Source organism: Microbacterium invictum (assembly GCF_034421375.1).
GTDB lineage: Bacteria > Actinomycetota > Actinomycetes > Actinomycetales > Microbacteriaceae > Microbacterium > Microbacterium invictum_A.
This window is the reverse complement of record NZ_CP139779.1, coordinates 2,265,803-2,287,408: the sequence shown is the minus strand read 5'-3', so window position 1 is coordinate 2,287,408 and position 21,606 is coordinate 2,265,803. Positions and strand designations below refer to the sequence as shown.

The following is a 21,606-nucleotide window of genomic DNA, read 5'->3' as shown; positions in this document are numbered from 1 at the left end:
CAGTGCTGGGTGGCCATTTCGCGTTAACGGCCCGCATCGGGTCGGAGAGGAGAGCGTCATGACCGAGGATCGACGCGGAGGATCGGACGATCGCAGAGACCGTCCGTCCCGCGATAGCCGCGGAAAGGACGCTGCAGGCCACGGTGGCCGCCATGACCGTCCCCGGCGGCCTTCGGGGGATCGCCCATCGGCATCCGATCGCGCCGGCTCGGGACGGGGCCGGCCTGAACGTGGCGATTCCGACCGCACCTCGCCGCGCCGAGACGACGATCGTCGTTCGGCGCCTCGTCGTGAGGGAGATCGCCCGCGCGCCGGTGATCGACGCAGCGCGCCCCGTCGGGAGGGCGAGCGCAGCGGTGGTCCTGGGGGCGACCGCGGGGCCGGTCCCCGTCGCGGCGATCACCGTGGCGCCGGGGACGAGCGCCGGTCGCGGCCTCCGCAGTCGGAGCGCGTCCCCGAGCCGGAGTTGCCGGAGGACATCACCGCGCGTTCGCTCGATCCGGCGGCCCGGAATCAGCTGAAGACGCTGAGCAAGGAGAATGCCGAGGCCGTCGCGCGTCATCTCGCGATGGCTGCGTCGATCATCGACGATGATCCTGCACGTGCGCACCAACACGCCCTGGCGGCGACCCGCCGTGCCGGTCGCGTCGCCGTCGTTCGCGAGACGGCCGCGATCACCGCGTATGCGGTCGGTGACTTCGCCTTGGCTCTTCGAGAACTCCGCACCTACCGAAGGATCTCGGGACGTGATGATCAGATCGCGTTGATGGTCGACAGCGAGCGCGGGGTCGGCCGACCCGATCGTGCCCTCGAGGTGGGCCGAGCTGTGGATCGCATGACGCTTCCGGTCGACGTCCGCGTGCACCTGGCGATCGCCATGTCGGGTGCGCGGCTGGATCTCGGGGAGACCGAGCGTGCGCTGCAGGAGCTGGACATCCCCGAACTCGACCCGGACCGGGCCTTTCCGTGGAGTGCGGATCTGTTCGCCGCGCGAGCGGCGGTGCTGGAGGAGCTGGGGCGCGACGAGGAGGCGGTGTCGTGGCGCGCGCGGGCTATCGTCGCCGAGGACGTCATCGCCGGCGCGAACGGCGACGACCAGTGGGAGACCGTCGAGATCGACGACGTCGCCGAAGAGGTGGTCGATGTCGATGCAGGGAAGGAACCGAGCGACGCGGGCGGCGGCGAGGGGGAGCGCGACTGATGGCTCTGTTCGGCAGGCGTGCGGACCCGACACCGCTGGAGGGCGTGGACGTCGTCCTGGCTGATCTCGACGGCGTGGTCTACGCGGGTTCGGGCGCGCTGCCGTACGCGGTGGACGCCCTCACTGATGCGAGAAACGGTCGCCGCCTCGCTTACATCACCAACAACGCCTCTCGGACCGACGCCGCGGTGGCCGAGCACCTGACATCCCTCGGTCTCCCGACGAGTGCCGAGGAGGTCGTGACGAGTCCGCAGGCGGCGATGAGGTTGCTCGCGACGCGAATCCCGGCGGGATCGTCCATTCTCGTCGTGGGGGGTGAGGGCCTCACACAGGAGGTCGAGAAGGCCGGATTCGTCGTGACGCGCAGCGCCGAGGACTCACCGGCAGCCGTGGTGCAGGGGTTTGCTCCCGACGTGGGGTGGCGGCATCTGGCCGAGGCGGCTTATGCGCTGAAGGTGCCCGAGGGGGATGGCGGGATCCCCTGGATCGCCACGAACACCGACTGGACCATCCCGCAGGCGCGTGGCATCGCCCCGGGCAACGGCACGCTCGTATCCGCCGTGCACACCGCCGTGGGCCGTCTGGCGACGGTGGCGGGGAAGCCCGAGACGCCGATCTTCGAGGAGGCCGTCTCACGATTCGGGGCGCGGCACCCTTTGTTCATCGGTGACCGGCTCGACACTGACATTCTCGGCGCGGGGCGTGCCGGCATCGACTCAGCGCTGGTGCTGACCGGGATCGATCGGCCGAAGCAGGTGCTGGCCGCTCCGCCCGGCTCCCGGCCCACCTATCTGCTGGCCGATCTTCGCGAGCTGCACGAGCCCTACCCCGCCACCCGGGTCTCGGGCGACACCGTCACGGTGGGCCGTGCGCGTGTGCGGATCGACGGCGGCGACGTGCTCATCGACAGCGACGGCGACCGGCCGATCGACCTGCTTCGTGCCGGTGCGACGGCGATCTGGAACACCGGGCGTGCGATTTTCGGATTCCGTATGCCCGAGCGGCTCTACGCCGACCCGTTCCATCGGCCGTGACGAGAAGGGGGATGCACGGCATCCCCCTTCTCGTCACTCCGACGAGGTATGCGCGAGGGCGCGCCGCCGACGCGGCACGATGCGCATCACCGCGGTGCCCGCAGCGATCAGAGCGAACGCGGCAAGGCCGAGCCAGAGCGAGTCGAACCCGGTCGCGGCGAGCACTCCCGCTCCCGCTCCCGCGCCCGTCGCTGAGATGGCGTCGTTGTACATGTGGGTCTCCTTTTCCCCCTACCAGGCGCGTTGACGTCGGGTCAGCGCGTCGAGGTAAGCCTTCGTGTGGACCAGCTGCAGGAAGACGTCCAGCAGCAGTTCGTACATCAGTGCGGCGGGCAGCATGTAGCGCCAGCCGCGGTCCCGTACGGTGACGACACGCTCGACCACGAAGATCGCCGTGACGCACAGCCAGAATGGCTGCAGGCCTAACTGCCCCGTCACGACGGCGAAGACGATGGTCGCCAGATACAGGTAGGTCACGACGCATCCCGCCATTGTCAGCAGCTGCCGCCCCCAGTACGGCCACGTCACCCGCGTCAGCCCGTACTGCACGCAGTTCTCCACCGCACCGCGCTTCCACCGCAAACGCTGGCGCCATAGCTCTCCCCACGTCGGCATGATCTCAGTCGTCAGCGTGCATCCCGCAGGACTCAAGACTTCGTAGCCGAGGTGCTTGATGGCGAAGGTCAGTTCGTTGTCCTCGGTGAGGACCGTCGTGTCGTAGACACCGCCGTGCCCGTCACCGGCGGGAAGCAGGCCCTTCGCACGGGCCAGACTGATCCGACGAAGCACCCCGACGCGCATGACGGCGGCTGTTCCCGTGACCACGAGGCACTTGCCCTCTAGCCGGCGGACATCACGCCCGTACCGCGCGTACTCGTTCCGCTGCAGGTGCCCGACGAACCCGCCTCCCTCAGAACCGCGGAAAACGCCCCCGACGGCGCCGATGCGGGGGGAGGCGAGCTCGCGCAGCGCCGTGGCGATGAATGCCTCGTCGAGAGCGGAGTCGGCGTCCTGAACGAGGATCAGGTCGTGGTCTTCCAACTCCTCCAGCATCACCGCCAGGACCTGATTGAGGGCACCGGCCTTCTTCGCGGTGTTCTCCGTCGTCGGCCAGACATCCGCACCCAGCTCCGCGGCGATGGCGGCGGTGGAGTCCGTGCAGTTGTCGGGAACGACCACGATGTGGTCCGGCGGAGTAGTTTGCTGCTGCAGCCCGAGGACGGCATGGGCGATGCCTGCCTCCTCGTTGTGGGCGGGGATGACTGCGAACAGCATTGCGTCTCCTTTCGGCGACCATCAGTCCAACTCGAACGGTCGGATGAGGAGGGGAGGGAATGTGTGGGATCCGGAGCGTTTCACGGAGGGAAAGTGGGTGACCGGGGAGGTGGCTGGGGTGGCGCAAGGGTGAAGCGGGCGACCCCCCCCCGGGAGGGGGGCACAGCGGAAGGGCCGGGAGGAGAATTCCCTCCCGGCCCTTCCGGTGATCCTTCGTCAGGCGGTCAGTAATCCGAGGCTCTGTGCCCGCTCGACGGCTCCGGCCTTGGATGTGGCTCCGAGCTTGCGGTAGGCGCTGCGCAGCTGAGACTTGACCGTATTGAGCGACACGTGGAGAGCGTGGGCGATCGCCCGGGGAGATTCTCCGGCCGCCAGCCGAGCCAGCACGACGTGCTCACGCGGCGTGAGCGCCACCGCGGCGCTCCGATCGGGCTCAGGCGCATCGAGCGAAGCCGCGAGCACGTCCAGCACCGCTCGCTCCGCCGTCGTGAGGTCGGTTCGCCCGTCGGCGCGAGCGACCAGCCGTGCGAGTACTCGCCCGGGGATGGTGCGGAACACGCGGAAGGTGCCGCCGGTGGCGCACTCACGAAGCAGGTGTCGGAATGTCGCGTCCGCTGAGCCCAAATCGCCGAGCGCGACCCGAGCCTCCGCCTCCACGGCGGCTGAGGCGAGCAGCGAACGGGTGGGATGGTCCTCATCGAGTACGCATGATCGGGTTTCCACGATCGCGCCGCGAGCATCCCCGATGGCGAGGGCGGCTCGTGCACGCAGCGCCGCCATGCAGATCAGGTGACCTGGATCGTGGTCGCCGCGCAAGACGATGTTGGCTCGAGTGAGATCTCCCGAGTCCAGCAGTGCGGCGGCACGATCGCCCGTGCGCAGCAGGCGAAGCAATTCCGCACCCGCGCCCTGACGCTCGAGTGTGCGCATGCGGCGGACAATATCGAAGCGACCGTCGAGATCGCCGAGCTCCTCGGCGAGCAGGATCCGCAGGTGCTGCGCGAGGAACTCGAACTCGGAGCCTTCCACGTCTGTCGCGAGTCGATCAAGAGTTGCAGCATGTCGTGCGAGCTCGCCACGTTCCGCGGCGATGAGCAGTTCCGCGATCTCCAGTGGGGCGGACCAGAGGCCGCCGGGCATGCGGTCGGCGATGGGTCGTGCCGCACGGAGCACGCGCACGGCGTCGGGAATGCTTCCGGTGAAGAACTCGACCATCGTGAGGAACCCGAGAGCCTCTACCCGCTTTCTCGGAGTCAGGTCGGAGTCAGCGTCTCGCAGACCCTGCTCGAGGTCAAGCCGGGCCTGGTGGAACTCGCCTCGCAGCATCCGGATCGTCCCGCGTTTGAGCAGGGCCGCCGAGCGCAGGTCGAGGCGGTCGCGGACCTCGCTGTGCGCCGAGGACAGGATGCCGAGCGTTCGTTCGGCATAGTCGAACGCCGCGTCGAGGTCGCCTCGGGAGCGTTCGTTCATCGATCGCAGGAGTGCAGCGGTCGCCCTCAGCCGAGCAGGCGTCGACGGGTTCTCCTCGATCAGAGCCTCGGCCTTCTCCAGGTAGGGCAGGGCTCGCCAGGTGCCTGCCTCACCTTCCCATCGGTACGTGGCGGCCATGGCCAGGAGGAGGCCCGGATCACGCGACCACACCTCGGGCGGGTGGGACAGGACCCAGGCGCGGAGGGCGTGATCTCCGTGGCGGAAGGCGGCGAGCCATCCACTCTCTTCGTCCTCCGGAGACGATTGCTGCGTGAACGTGATTCGGTGTGTCGCTTCGGGCTGGTGCGACGACGGATTGACGACCGTCAAGGTTCTTTTCCTTCCATCGCTCCGAACCCGACACCGTCGACACGGGTGCCCACTCCCGCGTTCTCAGGCCGACGTCATCGGGTGCAGAGGTCTATGACGGTATCTGTTCGGAGCCGTCCCTCGATCGGATTGACAGTATTCTGTGAGGATGGCAGGGCGCGGGGATGATGACGTGGATGCGACGCCGTCAGAGCTGCTGTCCGCCTTGGAGATCATCGAGTCCCAGCCTCTGGCCGAGCGCGCCGACGCCTTCGCCGCGATCCACGACGATCTCGCGCGGCGACTGGATCAGAGCCTCGGCGGCGATCCGACGCAGCGATGACGGATCGCCTGGATGCGGCGCTGGCTGCCCGCGGACTCGCGCGATCGCGTACCCACGCCGCTTCGCTCATCGCAGCGGGCGCGGTACGCGTCGACGGTGTGGAGATCCTCAAAGCTTCGCACCGCGTGGACGGCGACGCCGTGATCGACGTCGTCGCGGCCGACCATTACGTCAGCCGCGGGGCGGTGAAGCTCGCAGCCGCGCTCGACGCGTTCGACGTCGAGCCCCGGGATCGGATCGCCCTCGACCTCGGCGCATCGACGGGCGGGTTCACCCAGGTCCTTCGGGAGCGCGGCGCTGCCACGGTGGTCGCGGTCGACGTCGGGCACGGCCAGCTCGACCCCCGAATCCGTGCCGATGCCGGCGTGGTGGTCGTGGAGGGCTTCAACGCCCGCGATATGACCCGCGACGATTGGCGGGCGTGGGGGGCGGGCCCCGGCGGTCCGGAGATCGTCGTCGGCGACCTGTCCTTCATCTCGCTGCGCCTCATCCTTCCCGGGATCGCGCAGGTCACGCCCACCGCGGCCGATGTCGTGCTGCTGGTCAAGCCCCAGTTCGAAGTGGGGCGGACCGGAGTGAGGGAAGGACTCGTCACCGACCCCTCCGCCCGCGCCGATGCGGTGGCGGGCGTCCTCTGGAGTGCGTGGGACCTCGGTATCGGAACGGCGGGGGTGATCGCATCGCCTCTCCTCGGCGCGCGCGGCAATCGCGAGTTCCTCATCCACCTCCGACCGGGGGAGGGACAAAACCCGACAGAATGGCTCGGGACCGTGAACGACGTGGCAGGGGAGCGATGACCGAGGCGGAGCGCAACATCCTGGTCGTCGCGCACGCTCACCGACCGGCGACGATCGACGCGGCGACCCGCGTGATCGAGGCGCTCCACTCCGCCGGTGCACGACCCGTCCTCCCCGCCGACGACACGGCCGAGATGAGACTGCTGACCGAGCGGCTCTTCCGCGCAGGAGAGCCGGACGCTGCGCGCACGCGCATCGGTCGCCTGGGCGACGATGTCGCGATCGACGACATCGAGCTCGCAATCGTGCTGGGCGGCGACGGCACGATCCTCCGGGCCGCCGAGCTCGTCCGCGACGGGCGCGCGCCGGTGCTCGGCATCAACATGGGCCACGTCGGATTCCTGGCGGAGATCGAGCCGGATGACATGGACGATGCCGTGCGCATGGTGATCGCCCGCGACTACCAGGTCGAGGAGAGGCTGACGCTGTCGGTGCGTGTCAAGGACGCTTCGGGCGCGGTCGTCTACGACACCTGGGCGCTGAACGAGGCGACCGTGGAGAAGGCCAGCCGCCAGCGGATGCTGGAGGTCGTCATCGAGGTCGATGGTCGCCCGCTGTCGAGCTTCGGATGCGACGGCGTAGTCGTCTCGACGCCGACCGGTTCCACCGCGTACAACTTCTCGGCGGGAGGCCCGATCATCTGGCCGACCGTGCAGGCGATCTCGGTGGTGCCTCTCTCGGCGCACGCTCTGTTCGCTCGGCCCCTCGTGGTCGGGCCCGAGCACGCGGTCGCCATCGAAGTCCTCGATCGGACCGACGACACCGGCATCCTGTGGTGCGACGGACGCCGCTCCCACGATCTCCCTCCGGGCGCCCGCGTCGTGGTGCGGCGCGCTTCTCATCCGGTCCGGCTCGCCCGCCTGCATCCGGCGGCCTTCACCGACCGTCTCGTGCGCAAATTCCGACTGCCGGTCGAGGGGTGGCGCGGTCCGACGACCGCGTCCGGACGCAAGCGGCCGACATGATCGAGGAGATGCGCCTGCGCGGTCTCGGAGTCATCGCCGAGGCGACGCTGCCGCTCGGCCCCGGGTTCACGGCCATCACCGGTGAAACCGGCGCGGGCAAGACGATGGTCGTGACCGGGCTGGGGCTGTTGCTGGGCCAGCGCGCCGACTCGTCCGTGGTCCGCGCGGGAAGCGGTCAGGCCGCGGTCGACGGAGTCTGGACCGTGCCCGTCCGCGGGCCCGTGGCGGCGCGCGTCGAGGAGGCCGGCGGAGAGGTCGAGCCCTTGGACGACGACCTGGCCGAGCTGTTCCTGGGCCGGACCGTCACGAGCGAGGGGCGCAGTCGCGCGAGCGTAGGCGGCCGCTCGGCCCCCGCCAGCGTTCTCGCCGATGTCGCGGATCACCTCGTGGTGGTGCACGGGCAGTCGGACCAGCTCCGCCTCAGGTCCGCTTCCGCCCAGCGCGACGCCCTCGACCGCTTCGGCGGCGAGAAGGTGCGCGCCACCCTGGCCGCCTACCGCGACGCCTTCCAGCGCCACCGGGTGCTCGACGAAGAACTGCGGGGGCTCGTCGAGGCGCGCGAGGCCCGCGCCCGGGAAGCGGACGACCTCCGTGCCGCGGTCGCCGAGGTCGAGGAGGCTGATCCGCAGCCGGGGGAGGACGCCGAACTCGCCGCTCGGGCGGAGCGGCTGGCCAACGCCGAGGAGCTGCGACGGGCCGCCGCGGCTGCCCACGATGCGCTCTCGAGCGAGCTCGACGTGCCGGACGCCGCGACACTCGTCGCCGAGGCGCGGCAGGCGCTGGAGCGGGTGGACGACCCCGCGCTGCGCGCTCACGCCGAAGACCTGGCCGACATCGGCTATCGCATCGTCGACGCGGCGACGGGCCTTTCGGCCTACCTCGCCGATCTCGACGAATCCGGTCCGCGCGAGCTCGAGCGTGTCGAGGAGCGCCGGGCCGTGCTCGGCGCGCTCGTGCGTCGACATGGCACTCTCGACGAGGCGATCGGGTTCCTCGCGTCGGGGTCGGCGCGGCTGATGGAGCTCGATGACGACGGCGAGCGCGTCGCGCGGCTGTCGGAGGAACGCGATCTGGTGGCCGCCGAGCTGGATGCCGCCGCGGCAGCGCTCTCAGCCGCGCGCATGGATGCCGCGGAGCGGCTGGGACAGGCGGTGACGGCTGAGGTGCAGGCCCTGGCGATGCCGGACGCGCTGGTGCGGGTCGACGTCACCGAAACCGCGGGCACCGCGTCCGGCCGCGACGAGGTGACCTTCCTGCTGGCCGCCCATCCCGGCGCCGAACCTCGACCGGTCGCGCGCGGTGCCTCCGGTGGCGAGCTCAGCCGGGTGATGCTCGCGATCGAAGTGGTGATCGCCGGCACCGACCCCGTACCGACCTTCGTCTTCGACGAGGTCGACGCCGGCATCGGCGGTGCCGCCGCCATCGAGGTCGGTCGTCGCCTGGCGGTGCTCGCCCGGTCGGCGCAGGTGATCGCCGTCACCCATCTCGCTCAGGTGGCGGCATTCGCGGGCAACCACCTCACGGTGGAGAAGGCCAGCGACGGCTCGGTCACCGCCTCCAGCGTCCGGCGGCTGACCGGTGCCGCCCGCGAGGCCGAGATGGCGCGCCTGCTGTCGGGAATGCCCGACTCCGACGCGGCGCTCACGCATGCCAGAGAACTCCTCGACCTCGGCGCTGCGACCGCAGCGTCGCCGCTCCCGGCTGATAGGATCGAAGCCCGTGATGCAGACTCCTGAGGCGGGACCGAACGACGACACCACCAGACACATCTTCGTGACGGGCGGTGTCGTCTCTTCGTTGGGCAAGGGGCTCACCGCCGCGAGTCTGGGCAATCTCCTCACCGCTCGGGGTCTGCGCGTGGTGATGCAGAAGCTGGATCCTTACCTGAACGTCGATCCGGGCACCATGAACCCGTTCCAGCACGGCGAGGTGTTCGTGACGGATGACGGCGCCGAGACCGATTTGGACATCGGGCACTACGAGCGGTTCCTCGACATCGATCTCAGTCAGGCGGCCAACGTCACCACGGGACAGATCTACTCCCAGGTCATCGCGCGTGAGCGCCGCGGGGAGTACCTCGGCGACACCGTCCAGGTCATCCCGCACATCACCGACGAGATCAAGCGACGGATGCGCCTGCAGGCCAGCGAGCAGCCCCGGCCCGACGTCATCATCACCGAGATCGGCGGAACCGTCGGCGACATCGAGTCGCAGCCGTTCATCGAATCCGCCCGGCAGATCCGGCACGAACTGGGGCGTGGGAACGTCTTCTTCGTCCACGTGTCGCTGGTGCCCTTCATGGGCGCGTCGGGGGAGCAGAAGACCAAGCCCACCCAGCACTCCGTGGCGGCCCTCCGCTCCATCGGCATCCAGCCCGACGCCCTCGTCCTGCGCAGCGACCGCCCCGTCACCGAGAGCAACAAGCGCAAGATCGCGCTGATGTGCGACGTCGATGAGGACGCCGTGGTCAACGCGGTCGACGTGCCGAGCATCTACGACATCCCCACCATGCTCCACGAGCAGGGACTGGACGCCTACATCGTGCGATCCCTCGGGCTCGACACCGCCGCCGACGTCGACTGGTCGCGGTGGGACAAGGTTCTCCAGGCCGTGCACAATCCCAAGCACGAGGTGACGATCGGCCTGGTGGGCAAGTACATCGACCTCCCCGACGCCTACCTGAGCGTCACCGAGGCGCTGAAGGCCGGCGGGTTCGCGCACGAGACCCACGTGACCATCCGCTGGATCCCCTCCGACGACTGCCGGACGCCCGAGGGGGCGGCCAAAGCGCTCGGCGACCTGGACGGGATCATCGTCCCGGGCGGGTTCGGCATCCGAGGGATCGAGGGCAAGCTCGGTGCCCTCCGCTTCGCCCGCGAGCAGGGCATTCCGACGCTCGGATTGTGCCTCGGCCTGCAGTGCATGGTCATCGAGTTCGCGCGGAACATGGCGGGGCTCGCGGACGCCTCGTCGAGCGAATTCGACCCCGAGACGCCCTTCCCGGTGATCGCGACGATGGCCGAGCAGGTCGACATCCTCGATCGCGGTGATCTCGGCGGCACCATGCGGCTGGGTCTCTACCCCGCGCAGCTCGCCGAGGGTTCCGTCGCCGCCGAGGTCTACGGGTCCGATCGCGTCCTCGAACGGCACCGCCACCGCTATGAGGTGAACAACGCCTACCGGGCACAGCTCGCCGAGGCGGGCCTTGTCTTCTCCGGTCTCTCACCCGACCGCAACCTCGTCGAGTACGTCGAGCTGCCGCGCGAGGTCCATCCTTACTACATCGCCACGCAGGCCCACCCCGAGCTGCGGTCGCGGCCGACCGAGCCGCATCCCCTCTTCCGCGGCCTCGTCGGCGCCGCCCTGGAACGCCACCGCGCCAGTGAGCTGTTCGACGTCGACAATGGCTGACCACGTCGACTCCGTGCCGCTCGCGGACGAACCGGTCACCCCGCTCGTCGCAGCTGCGGAGCGGGTGTACACCGGCCGGGTGTGGAACGTCCAGCGGGATGTCGTCCGATACGGCGACGACGAGCTCATCCGCGAAAACGTCGCGCACCCAGGAGCGGCTGCCGTCGTCGCCGTCGATGCCCAGGATCGCATCGTCGTCATCCAGCAGTACCGCCACCCCATCCGTCATCGCGACTGGGAGATCCCGGCGGGCCTGCTGGATGTCGAGGGCGAGCCGCCGCTGGAGACCGCGAAACGGGAGTTGGCCGAAGAGGTCGATCTCGTCGCCGAGCGATGGGATCCGCTCGTGAGCATCTTCACCACTCCCGGCGGGAACGACGAGGTGGTGCACCTGTTCCTCGCCCGCGGGCTGTCCGCCGCCCCCGAGGTGCACGCCCGCGGCGAAGAAGAGGCCGACATCCGCGTCGCGTGGGTGGCGCTGTCCGACGTCGTCGACGCCGTCATCGCGGGCCGGTTCCGCAACGGCATCCTCGCGACCGGCGCGCTCGCCGCCGCGGAGGTTCTGCGACGCGAGCGCGCAGCGGACTGAGCGCGGCGATGATCACCCCCCCGCAGGCCGGCACGGTGACGCCTGACCGGGCGGTGAACGCCTACCTCCGCCACATCACGATCGAGCGGGGGCTCTCCGACCACACCGTCGCTGCCTACCGGAGGGATCTCGGGATCTACAGGGAGTGGCTCGGCGCGCGTGGGGTCACCGACCTCACCGACGTCACCGTCGAGCTCATCGCGGAGTTCGCGGCCGAGCGTGCGCGCGAACAGCCCGCCCCGGCGGCATCCAGCCTCGCGCGTCTGCAGTCCTCGGTGCGCGGGCTCCACCGGTTCCTCGTCCAGGAGGGCCTGCAGGAGGGCGACCCCTCCCGAGCCCTGCAGCCTCCCCGGGCGCCCCGGCGGCTGCCGAAGGCGCTGACCATCGCGCAGGTGGAGCAGCTGCTGGATGCCGCGGGGCCGGCGCCCGGCGCCGCGCAACCGGGCGACGAGGTGGGTCTGCGGGATCGGGCGCTCCTCGAACTGCTCTACGCCACGGGTGCGCGCGTGTCCGAGGCCGTGCAGCTCGATGTGGACGACGTGGCGCACCCCGCCGTCCTGCGTCTGCGCGGAAAGGGCGCCAAGGAGCGGATCGTGCCGGTGGGGTCGTATGCCCAGGCCGCACTCGGTGCCTACCTCACCCGCGCCCGCCCCGAGCTGTCGCGCCGTGGTCGGGCGACCCCTCGGCTCTTCCTCGGCGCCCGCGGTGCGCCGCTGTCGCGGCAGAGCGCGTGGCTGGTGATCCAACAGGCCGCGGAGCGCGCGAAACTCACCGCGCACGTGTCACCCCACACACTGAGGCACTCCTTCGCCACTCACCTCTTGCAGGGCGGAGCCGACGTACGCGTCGTGCAGGAGCTCCTCGGGCATGCCTCGGTCACCACGACGCAGATCTACACGCACGTCAGTGTCGAGGCCCTGCGCGACGTCTACGCGACCAGTCATCCTCGGGCCCGCTGAGCCGCGATGGGTGAGCCTCCCCGGAGGCGGCGGCGCGCGTCAGTACAATCGATCAGACATGTCGGAAGTCAGGAGAGTCGTGGCCGGTAGCACGCGAAGCGCGAAGAAGGCCGCCGTCAGTGACGTCCCGATCGGTCCCACCGGTCGCCCGTATCGGGGTTTTCCCACGCCGCCGAAGCTGGACGGCCACGGCCCCGCGCGCATCATCTCGCTGTGCAACCAGAAGGGCGGAGTGGGAAAGACGACGACGACCATCAATCTCGCCGCCGCCCTCGCCGGCTACGGCCGTCGCGTCCTCGCCGTCGATTTCGATCCGCAGGGGGCGCTGTCGGCGGGACTGGGCATTCAGACCCACGAGATCCCGACGATCTACGACCTTCTGCTCGACACGAAGCGGGATCCGGCCGAGGTCATCGTCTCGACGCGCGTGGAGAACCTCGACGTCCTCCCCGCCAACATCGATCTGTCGGCCGCCGAAGTCCACCTGGTCAACGAGGTCGCCCGGGAGACCACCCTCGCGCGTGTGCTGCGCAAGGTGTCGGGCGACTACGACGTCATCCTCGTGGACTGCCAGCCCTCGCTCGGACTCCTCACCGTCAATGCCCTCACGGCGAGCCACGGTGTGCTCATCCCTCTCGAGTGCGAGTTCTTCGCGCTCCGCGGCGTCGCGCTTCTGATCGAGACCATCGACAAGGTCCGCGATCGCCTCAATCCGACGATCACACTGGACGGCGTGCTCGCCACGATGTACGACGCGCGCACGCTCCACTCCCGCGAGGTGCTCGAGCGCGTCGTCGACGCCTTCGGCGACGAGGTGCTGGAGACGGTCATCGGACGCACCGTGAAGTTTCCCGACGCGTCCGTGTCGGGCATGCCGATCACCGAGTTCGCGCCCGAGCACGCCGCGGCACAGGCTTACCTGCGGCTCGCGCGGGAGCTGGTCGCGCGTGGCGCCGTCGCCTGAGACCCCCCACGGTCCCTCGGAGCCGGCGGACGGGCCCGGGGATCGCGCCGACGGCTTCCGCGTCTCGCTCGGCGTCTTCGACGGTCCGTTCGACCTCCTGCTGACGCTGATCTCGCAGCGCGAGCTCGACATCACCGAGGTCTCGCTCAGCGCGGTCACCGATGAGTTCATCGCCTATCTCCGTCGGCTCGACCCCGCCGAAGAGCTCGAGGAGGCGTCGGAGTTCCTGGTCGTGGCCGCGACCCTCCTGGACATGAAGGTCGCCGGGCTCCTTCCGCAGGGGGAGCTCGTCGACGCCGAGTCGGTCGCGCTCCTGGAGGCCCGCGACCTTCTCTTCGCCCGGCTGCTGCAGTACCGCGCGTTCAAGCAGGTGTCGGCCTGGTTCGCCGAGCGACTCCAGACCGAGGACCGCCGACACGCCCGCGCCGTCCGATTGGACGAGCGCTACCGCTCGTCGACGCCGGAACTCGTGTGGACCCTCAGTGCCGCCGACTTCGCCGCCCTCGCCCTGCTCGCCCTCACCCCGAAGGAGATCCCCCAGGTCCGGCTCGATCACCTGCATGCGCCGCTCGTCAGCATCCGCGAGCAGGCCGCGGTGGTGGTTGCGCTCCTGCGAGGCGCGGGATCGCTTTCCTTCCGCGAGCTGATCGCCGGCGTGGACCAGCAGGGGGTGATCGTCGCGCGATTCCTCTCCGTGCTCGAGCTGTTCCGCCATGCGGCGCTGTCGTTCGAGCAGCTGGAGCCGCTGGGCGAGCTGACCCTGCGGTGGACCGCCGACCGATGGAGCGATGAGAGTCTCGCCAGCCTGGGAGCCGACTATGACCGATGAGCAGACCGTGACCGAATCCGTCCCCGCGGCGCTGACGCCGACGTCCGTGGCGCGGCGACTCGAAGCAATCCTGCTGGTGGTGGAGGAGCCGCAGAGCCTGGTGAGCCTCGCGACCGCGGTGGGGGCTCCTGTCGCCGCCGTCCGTCAGGCCGTCGAGGCGCTCGTCGCCGACTACGACGGCGAGAGCGGAGGCCCCCGCCGCGGGTTCGAGCTGCGCGAGGTGGGAGGGGGGTGGCGCCTGTACGTCCGCGCCGAATACGACGACCTCGTGAGCGAGTTCGTCGGCGGCCAGGCGCCGGCGCGGCTGTCGCAGGCGGCGCTCGAGACCCTGGCGGTGATCGCGTACAAGCAGCCCGTCACCCGCGGCCAGGTCGCAGCGATCCGAGCGGTGAATGTCGATTCGGTGGTGCGCACCCTGCTCGCCCGCGGTCTCATCACCGAGGCGTTCACCGATCCCGACACGGGCGCGATCCACTACGAGACGACCGACGCGCTGCTGATCAACCTCGGGATCAACTCCCTGGACGAACTGCCGCCGATCTCACCCCTCTTGGATGACGGCGCCGACGGTTTCGAGGACATCCGATGAGCGAGACCACCGACCGCGGATCCGAGGGCGTGCGTCTGCAGAAGGCGCTGGCGGGCGCCGGCGTGGCGTCACGGCGCGTCGCCGAGCAGATGATCGTCGACGGGCGGGTGCGGGTCAACGGGCAGACGGTGACCGAACTCGGGTCGCGGGTCGACCCCGACACCGATCTCATCGACGTCGACGGCGTCGCCGTGCAGCTGGACCAGTCCAAGCGGTACGTGATGCTCAACAAGCCGCGCGGGGTGGTGAGTTCCCTCAAGGACGATCGCGGCAGGCCGGACCTGCGCTCGTTCACGGCGCCGTGGCCGGAACGGCTGTACAACGTCGGCCGGCTGGACGCCGACACCAGCGGCCTGCTGGTGCTCACCAACGACGGCGCCCTCGCGCACGTCCTCGCCCACCCCTCGTTCGGGGTGACGAAGGTGTACGTCGCCAAGGTCGCGGGGCGCGTCACCGCGCAGACCATCGCGCGCCTGACCCGCGGCGTCGAGCTGGAGGACGGACCCATCGCGGCGGACAAGGCGCGGCTGCTGTCGGCCTCTCCCACGGAGGACGAATCCCTCGTCGAGCTCACCCTCCATTCGGGGCGCAACCGCATCGTGCGCCGGATGATGGCCGAGGTGGGGCATCCGGTCCTCGAGCTGGTGCGGCGGCAGTTCGGACCGCTGCACCTGGGAACCCTGGCCGTGGGGCAGGCGCGGGAGTTGACTACAGTGGAACGCGGCGCGCTTCTGACCCTGTCGCGCCAGGAGAACCCGTGACCCTCGAGAACAGCTCTGCCGCGCGCCCGGCCCCGCCGCTCGCGCCGCGGGTTCAGGGGACGGTGCGCATCGTCGGCTCGGGGCTGCTCGGGGCGAGCATCGGTCATGCGCTGAGCGCCCTCGGCGTCGACGTCGCCCTCGACGACACCTCTCCCTCGCAGCTGCGGCTGGCGATCGACTACGGCGCGGGTCGAGCGACTCGCGAGGACGACGATCCGGCACTCATCGTCGTCGCCGTCCCGCCCGATGTCACTGCCGACGTCATCGAGCGGGAGCTGCGTCGCCACCCCGAAGCGGTCGTGACGGATGTCGCCAGCGTCAAGCTCGAGCCGCTCCGCACGCTCCGCGAACGCGGGGTCGATCTGACCCACTACATCGGGTCGCACCCGCTGGCCGGACGGGAGCGCGGCGGGGCGATCGCCGCCCGTGCCGACATCTTCATGGGAAGACCGTGGGTGGTCTGCCGCGACGAAGAGACTCCGGCACGCGACCTCGCCGTCGTCGAAGCCCTCGCGCTCGATCTCGGTGCGACACCGCTGGAGATGACCCCGGAGGACCACGACGCCGCCGTCGCGCTCATGTCGCACGTTCCTCAGCTGGTCGCGAGTCTTCTCGCTGCGCGCTTCGTCGACGCCCCCGACGGCTTCCTGCGCCTCGCGGGTCAGGGAGTCCGTGACACGACCCGCATCGCCGCCTCGGCCCCGGAGCTGTGGGTGCAGATCCTCGGGGCGAACGCCGGACCCGTGGCATCCGTCCTCGACGCTGTCGCGGCCGATCTGGCCGACGTCTCCGACGCTCTCCGCGCCCCGGAAGCCCCCGGTGCCCGTCGTTCGCTCGCCGATACGATCCGTCGCGGCAACGACGGCGTCGAGCGCCTGCCCGGAAAGCACGGGCAGAACAGGCGTTTCGAGACCGTCGTCGTCATGGTCGACGACCGACCCGGACAGCTCGGCAGGCTCTTCGGCGATCTCGGCGAGCTCGAGGTGAACGTCGAGGATCTGCGACTGGAGCATTCGCCGGGAGCGCTGTTCGGCCTCGCGGAGATCAGTGTCGTCCCCTACGCCGTCCGCCCCGCGATCGCGGGGCTGGAGTCCCGCGGCTGGAAGATTGCGAGCACCACCCATGACTGATCCTCTCGTCGTCGCCATCGACGGCCCCGCAGGAAGCGGGAAATCGAGCGTGTCGAAGGAGGTGGCGCGTCGGCTCGGCTTCGGCTACCTCGACACCGGCGCCGCCTATCGCGCGCTCGCGTGGCACGCCCTCGAGCACGGTGCCGACACCTCCGACGCCACCGCGGTTCTCGAGCTGGCCGGCGACTTCGACGTCGAGATCTCGCTCGACCCCGAGCACTACCGCGTCCGTGTCGGACTGGTCGACGTCACCGCCGCCATCCGCGAGCAGCGTGTCACCGACGCCGTCAGCGGCGTCGCCCGCGTCGCGCCGGTCCGGCGGTCGATCACCGCCCTGTTCCGGCGGCTCATCGTGGGGACGACCAGGCCGGGAGTCGTCGTCGAAGGGCGCGACATCACCACGGTGGTCGCGCCGGACGCTCCCGTCCGCATCCTCCTCACGGCCGATCCGGGTGTGCGGGCGGCGCGGCGATCGGCCGAGCTCGACACCGACGACACCGCCGCCGTCGCGGCCGCCCTCGAGCGGCGCGACTCGTCCGACAGCACGGTCGTCGACTTCCTCACCGCCGCGCCCGGGGTGACGGTGGTCGACTCGACCGATCTCGATTTCGCTCAGACCGTCGACGCCGTCCTCGGTGTCGTGCGCTCGCTCGTGGAGACGGGAGTCCCCGATGTCCGATGACACGCGTCCCACCGACGCCCTCGCCGACGACGGCGAGTACGACGGGGGAGAAGACCGCCTTGCCGAGACCCTCGCCGACATCGACGACGACCTCGCCGAGCAGCGCGCGGCGACGCTCCGGGCGAGCCTGTCGGACTACGACCTCGAAGAAGAGGATTCTGCGCTCCTGGCCGGTCTGGTCGACGAGGGCGACGGGGTCGAATTCCTCCCTGCGCTCCCGGTCGTCGCCATCGTCGGGCGTCCCAACGTCGGCAAGTCCGCTCTCGTGAACCGCATCCTCGGTCGCCGCGAGGCCGTGGTCGAAGACACCCCCGGGGTGACCCGCGACCGGGTGACCTACAAAGCCGAGTGGATGGACCGGCGCTACACCCTCGTCGACACCGGAGGGTGGGAGCCCGACGCCCGCGGCATCGACGCCTCGGTCGCGGCGCAGGCCGAGATCGCCATCGACCTCTGCGACGTCGTGATGTTCGTCGTCGACGCCATGGTCGGTGCGACCTCCACCGACGAGCATGTCGTGAAGCTGCTGCGCAAGAGCGGCAAGCCCGTCTTCCTCGTCGCGAACAAGATCGACGATGCCCGGCAGGAGCCCGAAGCCGCCGCGCTGTGGAACCTCGGCCTCGGCCAGCCCCACCCCGTCTCCGCCATCCACGGGCGCGGCGTGGCGGACCTCCTCGACGAGCTGATGAAGGTGCTGCCGGAGGTCTCGGCGGTCGCCAAGCAGGAGATCGGCGGCCCGCGTCGCGTGGCGATCCTCGGTCGACCGAACGTCGGCAAGTCGTCGCTGCTGAACAAGGCCGCCGGTGAGGAGCGAGTCGTCGTCAACGAGCTCGCGGGCACCACCCGTGACCCGGTCGACGAGATCGTCGAACTCGGCGGGAAGCTCTGGCGGTTCGTCGACACGGCCGGCATCCGCCGCCGGGTGCACCTTCAGCAGGGCGCGGACTTCTATGCGTCGCTGCGCACGTCTGCCGCGCTGGAGAAGGCGGAGGTCGCCGTCGTCGTGCTCGACGTCTCGGAGTCGCTCAGCGAGCAGGACGTCCGCATCATCGACCTCGTGCTCGAATCCGGACGCGCGCTGGTGCTGGCGTTCAACAAGTGGGATCGTCTGAACGACACCGATCTCGAGAACGCCGACCGTCGTCGCTACCTCGAGCGCGAGATCGAGCAGGACCTCGCGCACGTAGCCTGGGCGCCGCGCGTCAACATCTCCGCCCGGACCGGCCGGCACCTCGACAAGCTCGTCCCGGCGCTGGAGACGGCGCTGGCGTCGTGGGATCAGCGGATCTCCACCGGCAAGTTCAACGCCTTCCTCTCCGAGCTGGTCGCCGAGCACCCGCACCCGCTCCGCGGCGGCAAGCAGCCCCGCATCCTGTTCGGAACGCAGGCGTCGACGCGTCCGCCGACGTTCGTGCTCTTCACCACCGGATTCCTCGATCCCGGGTATCGCCGCTTCATCCAGCGCCGCCTGCGGGAGCTCTACGGCTTCGAGGGCACGCCGATCGTGCTGAACATGCGGGTGCGGGAGCGTCGTCAGCGCTGAGTCGGAAGGCCCCGCCAGGTGACATCCGATGACGGTGCCGGGGCCTGGGCCCGCGGTGCTGTGACAGGCTGAAGGGGTGACCATCCCACCCTCCGGCCGCGATGGGCCGCGTCGTCCGAGCGGGCCGCGCGATCCCGGCGACGCCTGGGTCGAGACGGCGTCGGGGGAGCGGTTCTGGGGACGGTTCGGGGCGGCCGGGCTTCTCGCCGTCGATCCGGAGCGCGGCGTGCTCCTGCAGCACCGCGTCGGGTGGAGCCACTTCGGCGGGACCTGGGGGCTGCCCGGTGGTGCGCGCCACCAGGGCGAGGGCGCGACGGATGCCGCGCTGCGCGAGGCGCGTGAGGAAGCAGGCGTCCCCGCGGGGTCGGTGCGTCCCCGGTTCGTCAGCGTGCTCGACCTGGGGGTCTGGACCTACACGACCGTCGCCGCCGAGGTGACGGTGCCTTTCGAGCCGGTGATCGCCGATCCCGAGAGTCTGGAGCTCGGGTGGGTGGGCGTCGACGAGGTCGAGGAGTATCCGCTCCATCCCGGTTTCGGGGCGGCCTGGCCATCGCTGCGCGAGAGTCTGCGGATCCGCCCCACGGTGATCATCGATGTGGCCAATGTGGTCGGCGCGGTTCCCGACGGGTGGTGGCGCGATCGCGCGGGCGCGGCGAGCCGCCTTCTTCACCGCGTCGGAGGGCTCGCGGACGCCGGCGTCGACGCTCGGGCTCTCGGGCTGCAGGGTGACACCTGGTTTGCGCGCATGATCGCCGTGGTCGAGGGCGAATCCCGGCGCGCAGAGGTACCGCAGGCGGAGGGGCTCGAGGTCGTCGCGGCCTCTCATTCGGGCGACGACGAGATCGTCGCGGCGGCCGGGGCGGCCGCGGCCCGCGGTGAAGCCGTCACGGTGGTCACGAGCGATCGCGAGCTGGCGGCGCGGGTGAGCGCGGCCGGGGCGACGACACACGGGGCCCGGTGGCTGCTCGATCTGCTGCCGGATTACACCGCGCCGTAGTCCTCAGGGGATCCCGCCCGGTATCGAGGCCTCGGTCGGGGGCGAGCGTCAGTCTGCCGCGCCGCCCGCCGGCAGCGCGACGATCGCGCTGCCGGGTTTCGGGCGAGCGACGACCTCGAAGCCGGCGCTCTCAAAGACCGAGACGGTGCCGTGGTAGAGGTCGTTCGCTGTGCGCTTCTTCACCGAGGGGTCGAGGGGGTACCCCTCGATGACACGGGCGCCGTGTGCCCGGGCGTGCGCCACGGCGGCGTCGAGGAGTTCGCGCATCAAGCCCTCGCCGCGATGCTCGCGGCGGATCGCGAAGCAGGTGACCGCCCAGACGGACGGGTCGTCGAGCGGCTCGTGACTGTGACCGAGGATCGCGCGGGTGCGTGCGATGCGCGCCTGAGCCGGCCGAGGGCCGACTCTGACCCAGCCGGCGGCTTCGCCGTCGCGGTAGGCGACGAGGCCCGGCGCGACAGGAGCGGAGAGGTCGTCGCGCAGCATCCGCTCTCTGTCCTGCTGAGTCAACGCGGCGAAATCGGAGGGGCGGACCATCCACCACTGGCACAGACAGCTCAGTCCGTCGCCGTGTGCGAGGGCATGGACGGCGTCGTCGTGGCGTTCGGAGGTGGCGGGCAGGATCTCTACGCTCATGGACCGACGGTAGCCCCCGCCATCGACATGCGCCCTGCCGTCAGCGACCTCGGAGGCGATCGAGGTCGCGTCGCTCGCGCTTGGTCGGCCTGCCCGCCCCGCGGTCTCGCACCGGAACCGAGCCCGCGAGCTCGCGCGGTGGCGGAGGCGGCGTGCGATCCTCGAAGGCGGATGCTGCGACCGCGGCGCCGACGCGCTTGGAGATCGTCTGACGCACGACCAGGATGCGGTCGAACCCCTGGATGCGCACGCGCAGCTCGTCACCGGGCTTCACCTGCACCGCGGCTTTGGCCCGCTCTCCGTTGACGCGGACATGTCCCGCCCGGCATGCGGTCGTCGCGGCGGAGCGGGTCTTGTACACGCGGATCGCCCAGAGCCAGGCGTCGACCCGTGTGGTGCCGTCGGTCACCTCGTGCCTCCCCGGCCGGAAGAGATGGCGCGGACGACGCCGAGGGCGATGAGTCCCTGGCCGAGCGTGTAGGTGAGCATCACCAGGGGGCCGGTGACGCCCGTCGGCGCGCCGGGCCAGAACAGGTCGAAGGCGAGGATCGAGTCGGAGGTGAGGAAGAACGCTCCGCCGACGGCGATCAGCGCGCCCCCCGGGAGGCGGCGACCGCGGTGCCCCCGAGCACGAGGCCGTAGAGCGCGACGGGGATGAGGAGTGGTCCGAGGTGCGGCCACAGCACGGCGAGGAGCGCTCCCCACCACACGGCGTACACGATCGTCCACGGCGGGACCGGTCGCCGGGCGAGGAAATGCCAGAACAGGACGATGTAGGCGATGTGGGCCAGCCCGAAGCAGAGCAGCATCATCGGCACGGTGGGTGCGAAGGGGAAGAAGGTGCCCGCGCCGTCACCGAGCCACGACAGCGCAATCGCGACGAACAGCAGGATGGCCGGGGCCCGGGGGGTCGCGCCGCGGAGGGTCGTGGCGACGCCGACGGCCAGGAGCGGCATGAGAAGCAGTTTGGTCGGGCCGGCGATGGCAGATGCACCGGCAGCGAGCGCGACGACGTGCACGATCGCCACGAGCATGTACGGGGCGAACGGGAGCACGAGACGGCGGGCTGCGGTCGACGGCGGGCGAGGGGGAGTCCGCGTCGAGGCCATGGGGGGAGAGTAC

The 21,606-nt window shown here is 70.4% G+C and carries 24 protein-coding genes; 17 read left to right on the top strand and 7 right to left on the bottom strand.

What is annotated here, in order from left to right:
- Nucleotides 1-466 precede the first annotated feature (466 nt).
- Both T9R20_RS11100 and T9R20_RS11095 read left to right on the top strand, forming a co-directional pair.
- Nucleotides 467-1,201 (top strand): hypothetical protein, encoded by a 735-nt coding sequence (locus T9R20_RS11100; RefSeq protein ID WP_322409372.1) that lies wholly within the window; start codon nucleotides 467-469, stop codon nucleotides 1,199-1,201.
- Nucleotides 1,201-2,235 (top strand): HAD-IIA family hydrolase, encoded by a 1,035-nt coding sequence (locus tag T9R20_RS11095; RefSeq protein ID WP_322409371.1) that lies wholly within the window; start codon nucleotides 1,201-1,203, stop codon nucleotides 2,233-2,235. The genes T9R20_RS11100 and T9R20_RS11095 overlap by 1 nt, the downstream gene beginning before the upstream one ends.
- Before the next feature lie 33 nt (nucleotides 2,236-2,268).
- On the opposite strand, the gene T9R20_RS11090 is transcribed toward T9R20_RS11095, so the two are convergent.
- The 3 genes from T9R20_RS11090 to T9R20_RS11080 form a co-directional block, all read right to left on the bottom strand.
- Nucleotides 2,269-2,448 carry a hypothetical protein gene (locus T9R20_RS11090; RefSeq protein ID WP_322409370.1) on the bottom strand — a complete coding sequence of 60 codons (180 nt, stop codon included), beginning with the start codon at nucleotides 2,446-2,448 and terminating at the stop codon, nucleotides 2,269-2,271.
- 18 nt (nucleotides 2,449-2,466) lie between these two features.
- On the bottom strand, nucleotides 2,467-3,510 hold the full coding sequence (locus T9R20_RS11085) for a glycosyltransferase family 2 protein (protein WP_322409369.1): 1,044 nt from the start codon (nucleotides 3,508-3,510) through the stop codon (nucleotides 2,467-2,469).
- A gap of 216 nt (nucleotides 3,511-3,726) precedes the next feature.
- Nucleotides 3,727-5,118: a LuxR C-terminal-related transcriptional regulator gene (locus T9R20_RS11080; protein ID WP_322409368.1), complete on the bottom strand. Its 1,392-nt coding sequence runs from the start codon at nucleotides 5,116-5,118 to the stop codon at nucleotides 3,727-3,729.
- A gap of 340 nt (nucleotides 5,119-5,458) precedes the next feature.
- Between T9R20_RS11080 and T9R20_RS11075 the strand changes: the two genes are divergently transcribed.
- The 15 genes from T9R20_RS11075 to T9R20_RS11005 all read left to right on the top strand — a co-directional run bounded on the left by T9R20_RS11075 (nucleotide 5,459) and on the right by T9R20_RS11005 (nucleotide 19,848).
- A complete protein-coding gene (locus T9R20_RS11075) occupies nucleotides 5,459-5,632 on the top strand; it encodes a hypothetical protein (protein WP_322409367.1) in 174 nt (57 codons plus the stop codon).
- On the top strand, nucleotides 5,629-6,429 hold the full coding sequence (locus tag T9R20_RS11070) for a TlyA family RNA methyltransferase (RefSeq protein WP_322409366.1): 801 nt from the start codon (nucleotides 5,629-5,631) through the stop codon (nucleotides 6,427-6,429). The genes T9R20_RS11075 and T9R20_RS11070 overlap by 4 nt, the downstream gene beginning before the upstream one ends.
- Nucleotides 6,426-7,394, top strand: a complete 969-nt coding sequence (locus tag T9R20_RS11065) for an NAD kinase (protein ID WP_322409365.1) — start codon at nucleotides 6,426-6,428, stop codon at nucleotides 7,392-7,394. Before T9R20_RS11070 ends, T9R20_RS11065 begins: the two co-directional genes overlap by 4 nt.
- Nucleotides 7,391-9,130 (top strand): DNA repair protein RecN, encoded by a 1,740-nt coding sequence (gene recN / locus T9R20_RS11060; RefSeq protein WP_322409364.1) that lies wholly within the window; start codon nucleotides 7,391-7,393, stop codon nucleotides 9,128-9,130. The genes T9R20_RS11065 and recN overlap by 4 nt, the downstream gene beginning before the upstream one ends.
- Entirely contained in the window at nucleotides 9,117-10,805 is a 1,689-nt protein-coding gene (locus tag T9R20_RS11055) for a CTP synthase (RefSeq protein WP_322412163.1), read from the top strand. The genes recN and T9R20_RS11055 overlap by 14 nt, the downstream gene beginning before the upstream one ends.
- Nucleotides 10,798-11,394 (top strand): NUDIX hydrolase, encoded by a 597-nt coding sequence (locus T9R20_RS11050; RefSeq protein ID WP_322409363.1) that lies wholly within the window; start codon nucleotides 10,798-10,800, stop codon nucleotides 11,392-11,394. The genes T9R20_RS11055 and T9R20_RS11050 overlap by 8 nt, the downstream gene beginning before the upstream one ends.
- Nucleotides 11,395-11,402: 8 nt before the next feature.
- Nucleotides 11,403-12,353, top strand: coding sequence for a site-specific tyrosine recombinase XerD (gene xerD, locus T9R20_RS11045; RefSeq protein ID WP_416182901.1), 951 nt, complete (start codon nucleotides 11,403-11,405; stop codon nucleotides 12,351-12,353).
- A gap of 58 nt (nucleotides 12,354-12,411) precedes the next feature.
- Nucleotides 12,412-13,317, top strand: coding sequence for a ParA family protein (locus T9R20_RS11040; protein WP_322409362.1), 906 nt, complete (start codon nucleotides 12,412-12,414; stop codon nucleotides 13,315-13,317).
- Nucleotides 13,301-14,146, top strand: a complete 846-nt coding sequence (locus T9R20_RS11035; protein ID WP_322409361.1) for a ScpA family protein — start codon at nucleotides 13,301-13,303, stop codon at nucleotides 14,144-14,146. Before T9R20_RS11040 ends, T9R20_RS11035 begins: the two co-directional genes overlap by 17 nt.
- Entirely contained in the window at nucleotides 14,136-14,735 is a 600-nt protein-coding gene (scpB, locus tag T9R20_RS11030; RefSeq protein ID WP_322409360.1) for an SMC-Scp complex subunit ScpB, read from the top strand. The genes T9R20_RS11035 and scpB overlap by 11 nt, the downstream gene beginning before the upstream one ends.
- Entirely contained in the window at nucleotides 14,732-15,496 is a 765-nt protein-coding gene (locus tag T9R20_RS11025) for a pseudouridine synthase (protein WP_322409359.1), read from the top strand. Before scpB ends, T9R20_RS11025 begins: the two co-directional genes overlap by 4 nt.
- Nucleotides 15,493-16,626, top strand: coding sequence for a prephenate dehydrogenase (locus T9R20_RS11020; RefSeq protein WP_322409358.1), 1,134 nt, complete (start codon nucleotides 15,493-15,495; stop codon nucleotides 16,624-16,626). Before T9R20_RS11025 ends, T9R20_RS11020 begins: the two co-directional genes overlap by 4 nt.
- Nucleotides 16,619-17,308 (top strand): (d)CMP kinase, encoded by a 690-nt coding sequence (gene cmk, locus T9R20_RS11015; protein WP_322409357.1) that lies wholly within the window; start codon nucleotides 16,619-16,621, stop codon nucleotides 17,306-17,308. Before T9R20_RS11020 ends, cmk begins: the two co-directional genes overlap by 8 nt.
- A complete protein-coding gene (der, locus tag T9R20_RS11010) occupies nucleotides 17,298-18,851 on the top strand; it encodes a ribosome biogenesis GTPase Der (RefSeq protein ID WP_322409356.1) in 1,554 nt (517 codons plus the stop codon). The genes cmk and der overlap by 11 nt, the downstream gene beginning before the upstream one ends.
- 76 nt (nucleotides 18,852-18,927) lie before the next feature.
- Nucleotides 18,928-19,848: an NUDIX hydrolase gene (locus T9R20_RS11005; RefSeq protein ID WP_322409355.1), complete on the top strand. Its 921-nt coding sequence runs from the start codon at nucleotides 18,928-18,930 to the stop codon at nucleotides 19,846-19,848.
- A 48-nt stretch (nucleotides 19,849-19,896) separates the two neighbouring features.
- Here T9R20_RS11005 and T9R20_RS11000 read toward each other — a convergent pair whose 3' ends face one another.
- The 4 genes from T9R20_RS11000 to T9R20_RS10985 are packed head-to-tail and all read right to left on the bottom strand — an operon-like array spanning nucleotide 19,897 to nucleotide 21,593.
- Complete coding sequence (locus T9R20_RS11000; protein ID WP_322409354.1) at nucleotides 19,897-20,484, bottom strand: GNAT family N-acetyltransferase; 588 nt, start codon at nucleotides 20,482-20,484, stop codon at nucleotides 19,897-19,899.
- Nucleotides 20,485-20,524: 40 nt separating this feature from the next.
- The gene (locus tag T9R20_RS10995; protein ID WP_322409353.1) at nucleotides 20,525-20,893 is read right to left on the bottom strand and encodes an RNA-binding S4 domain-containing protein; all 369 of its coding nucleotides are present in this window, start codon (nucleotides 20,891-20,893) and stop codon (nucleotides 20,525-20,527) included.
- Nucleotides 20,890-21,165, bottom strand: a complete 276-nt coding sequence (locus T9R20_RS10990; protein WP_322409352.1) for a lysoplasmalogenase family protein — start codon at nucleotides 21,163-21,165, stop codon at nucleotides 20,890-20,892. Before T9R20_RS10990 ends, T9R20_RS10995 begins: the two co-directional genes overlap by 4 nt.
- Nucleotides 21,072-21,593 carry a lysoplasmalogenase family protein gene (locus T9R20_RS10985; RefSeq protein ID WP_322409351.1) on the bottom strand — a complete coding sequence of 174 codons (522 nt, stop codon included), beginning with the start codon at nucleotides 21,591-21,593 and terminating at the stop codon, nucleotides 21,072-21,074. The genes T9R20_RS10990 and T9R20_RS10985 overlap by 94 nt, the downstream gene beginning before the upstream one ends.
- Nucleotides 21,594-21,606 lie beyond the last annotated feature (13 nt).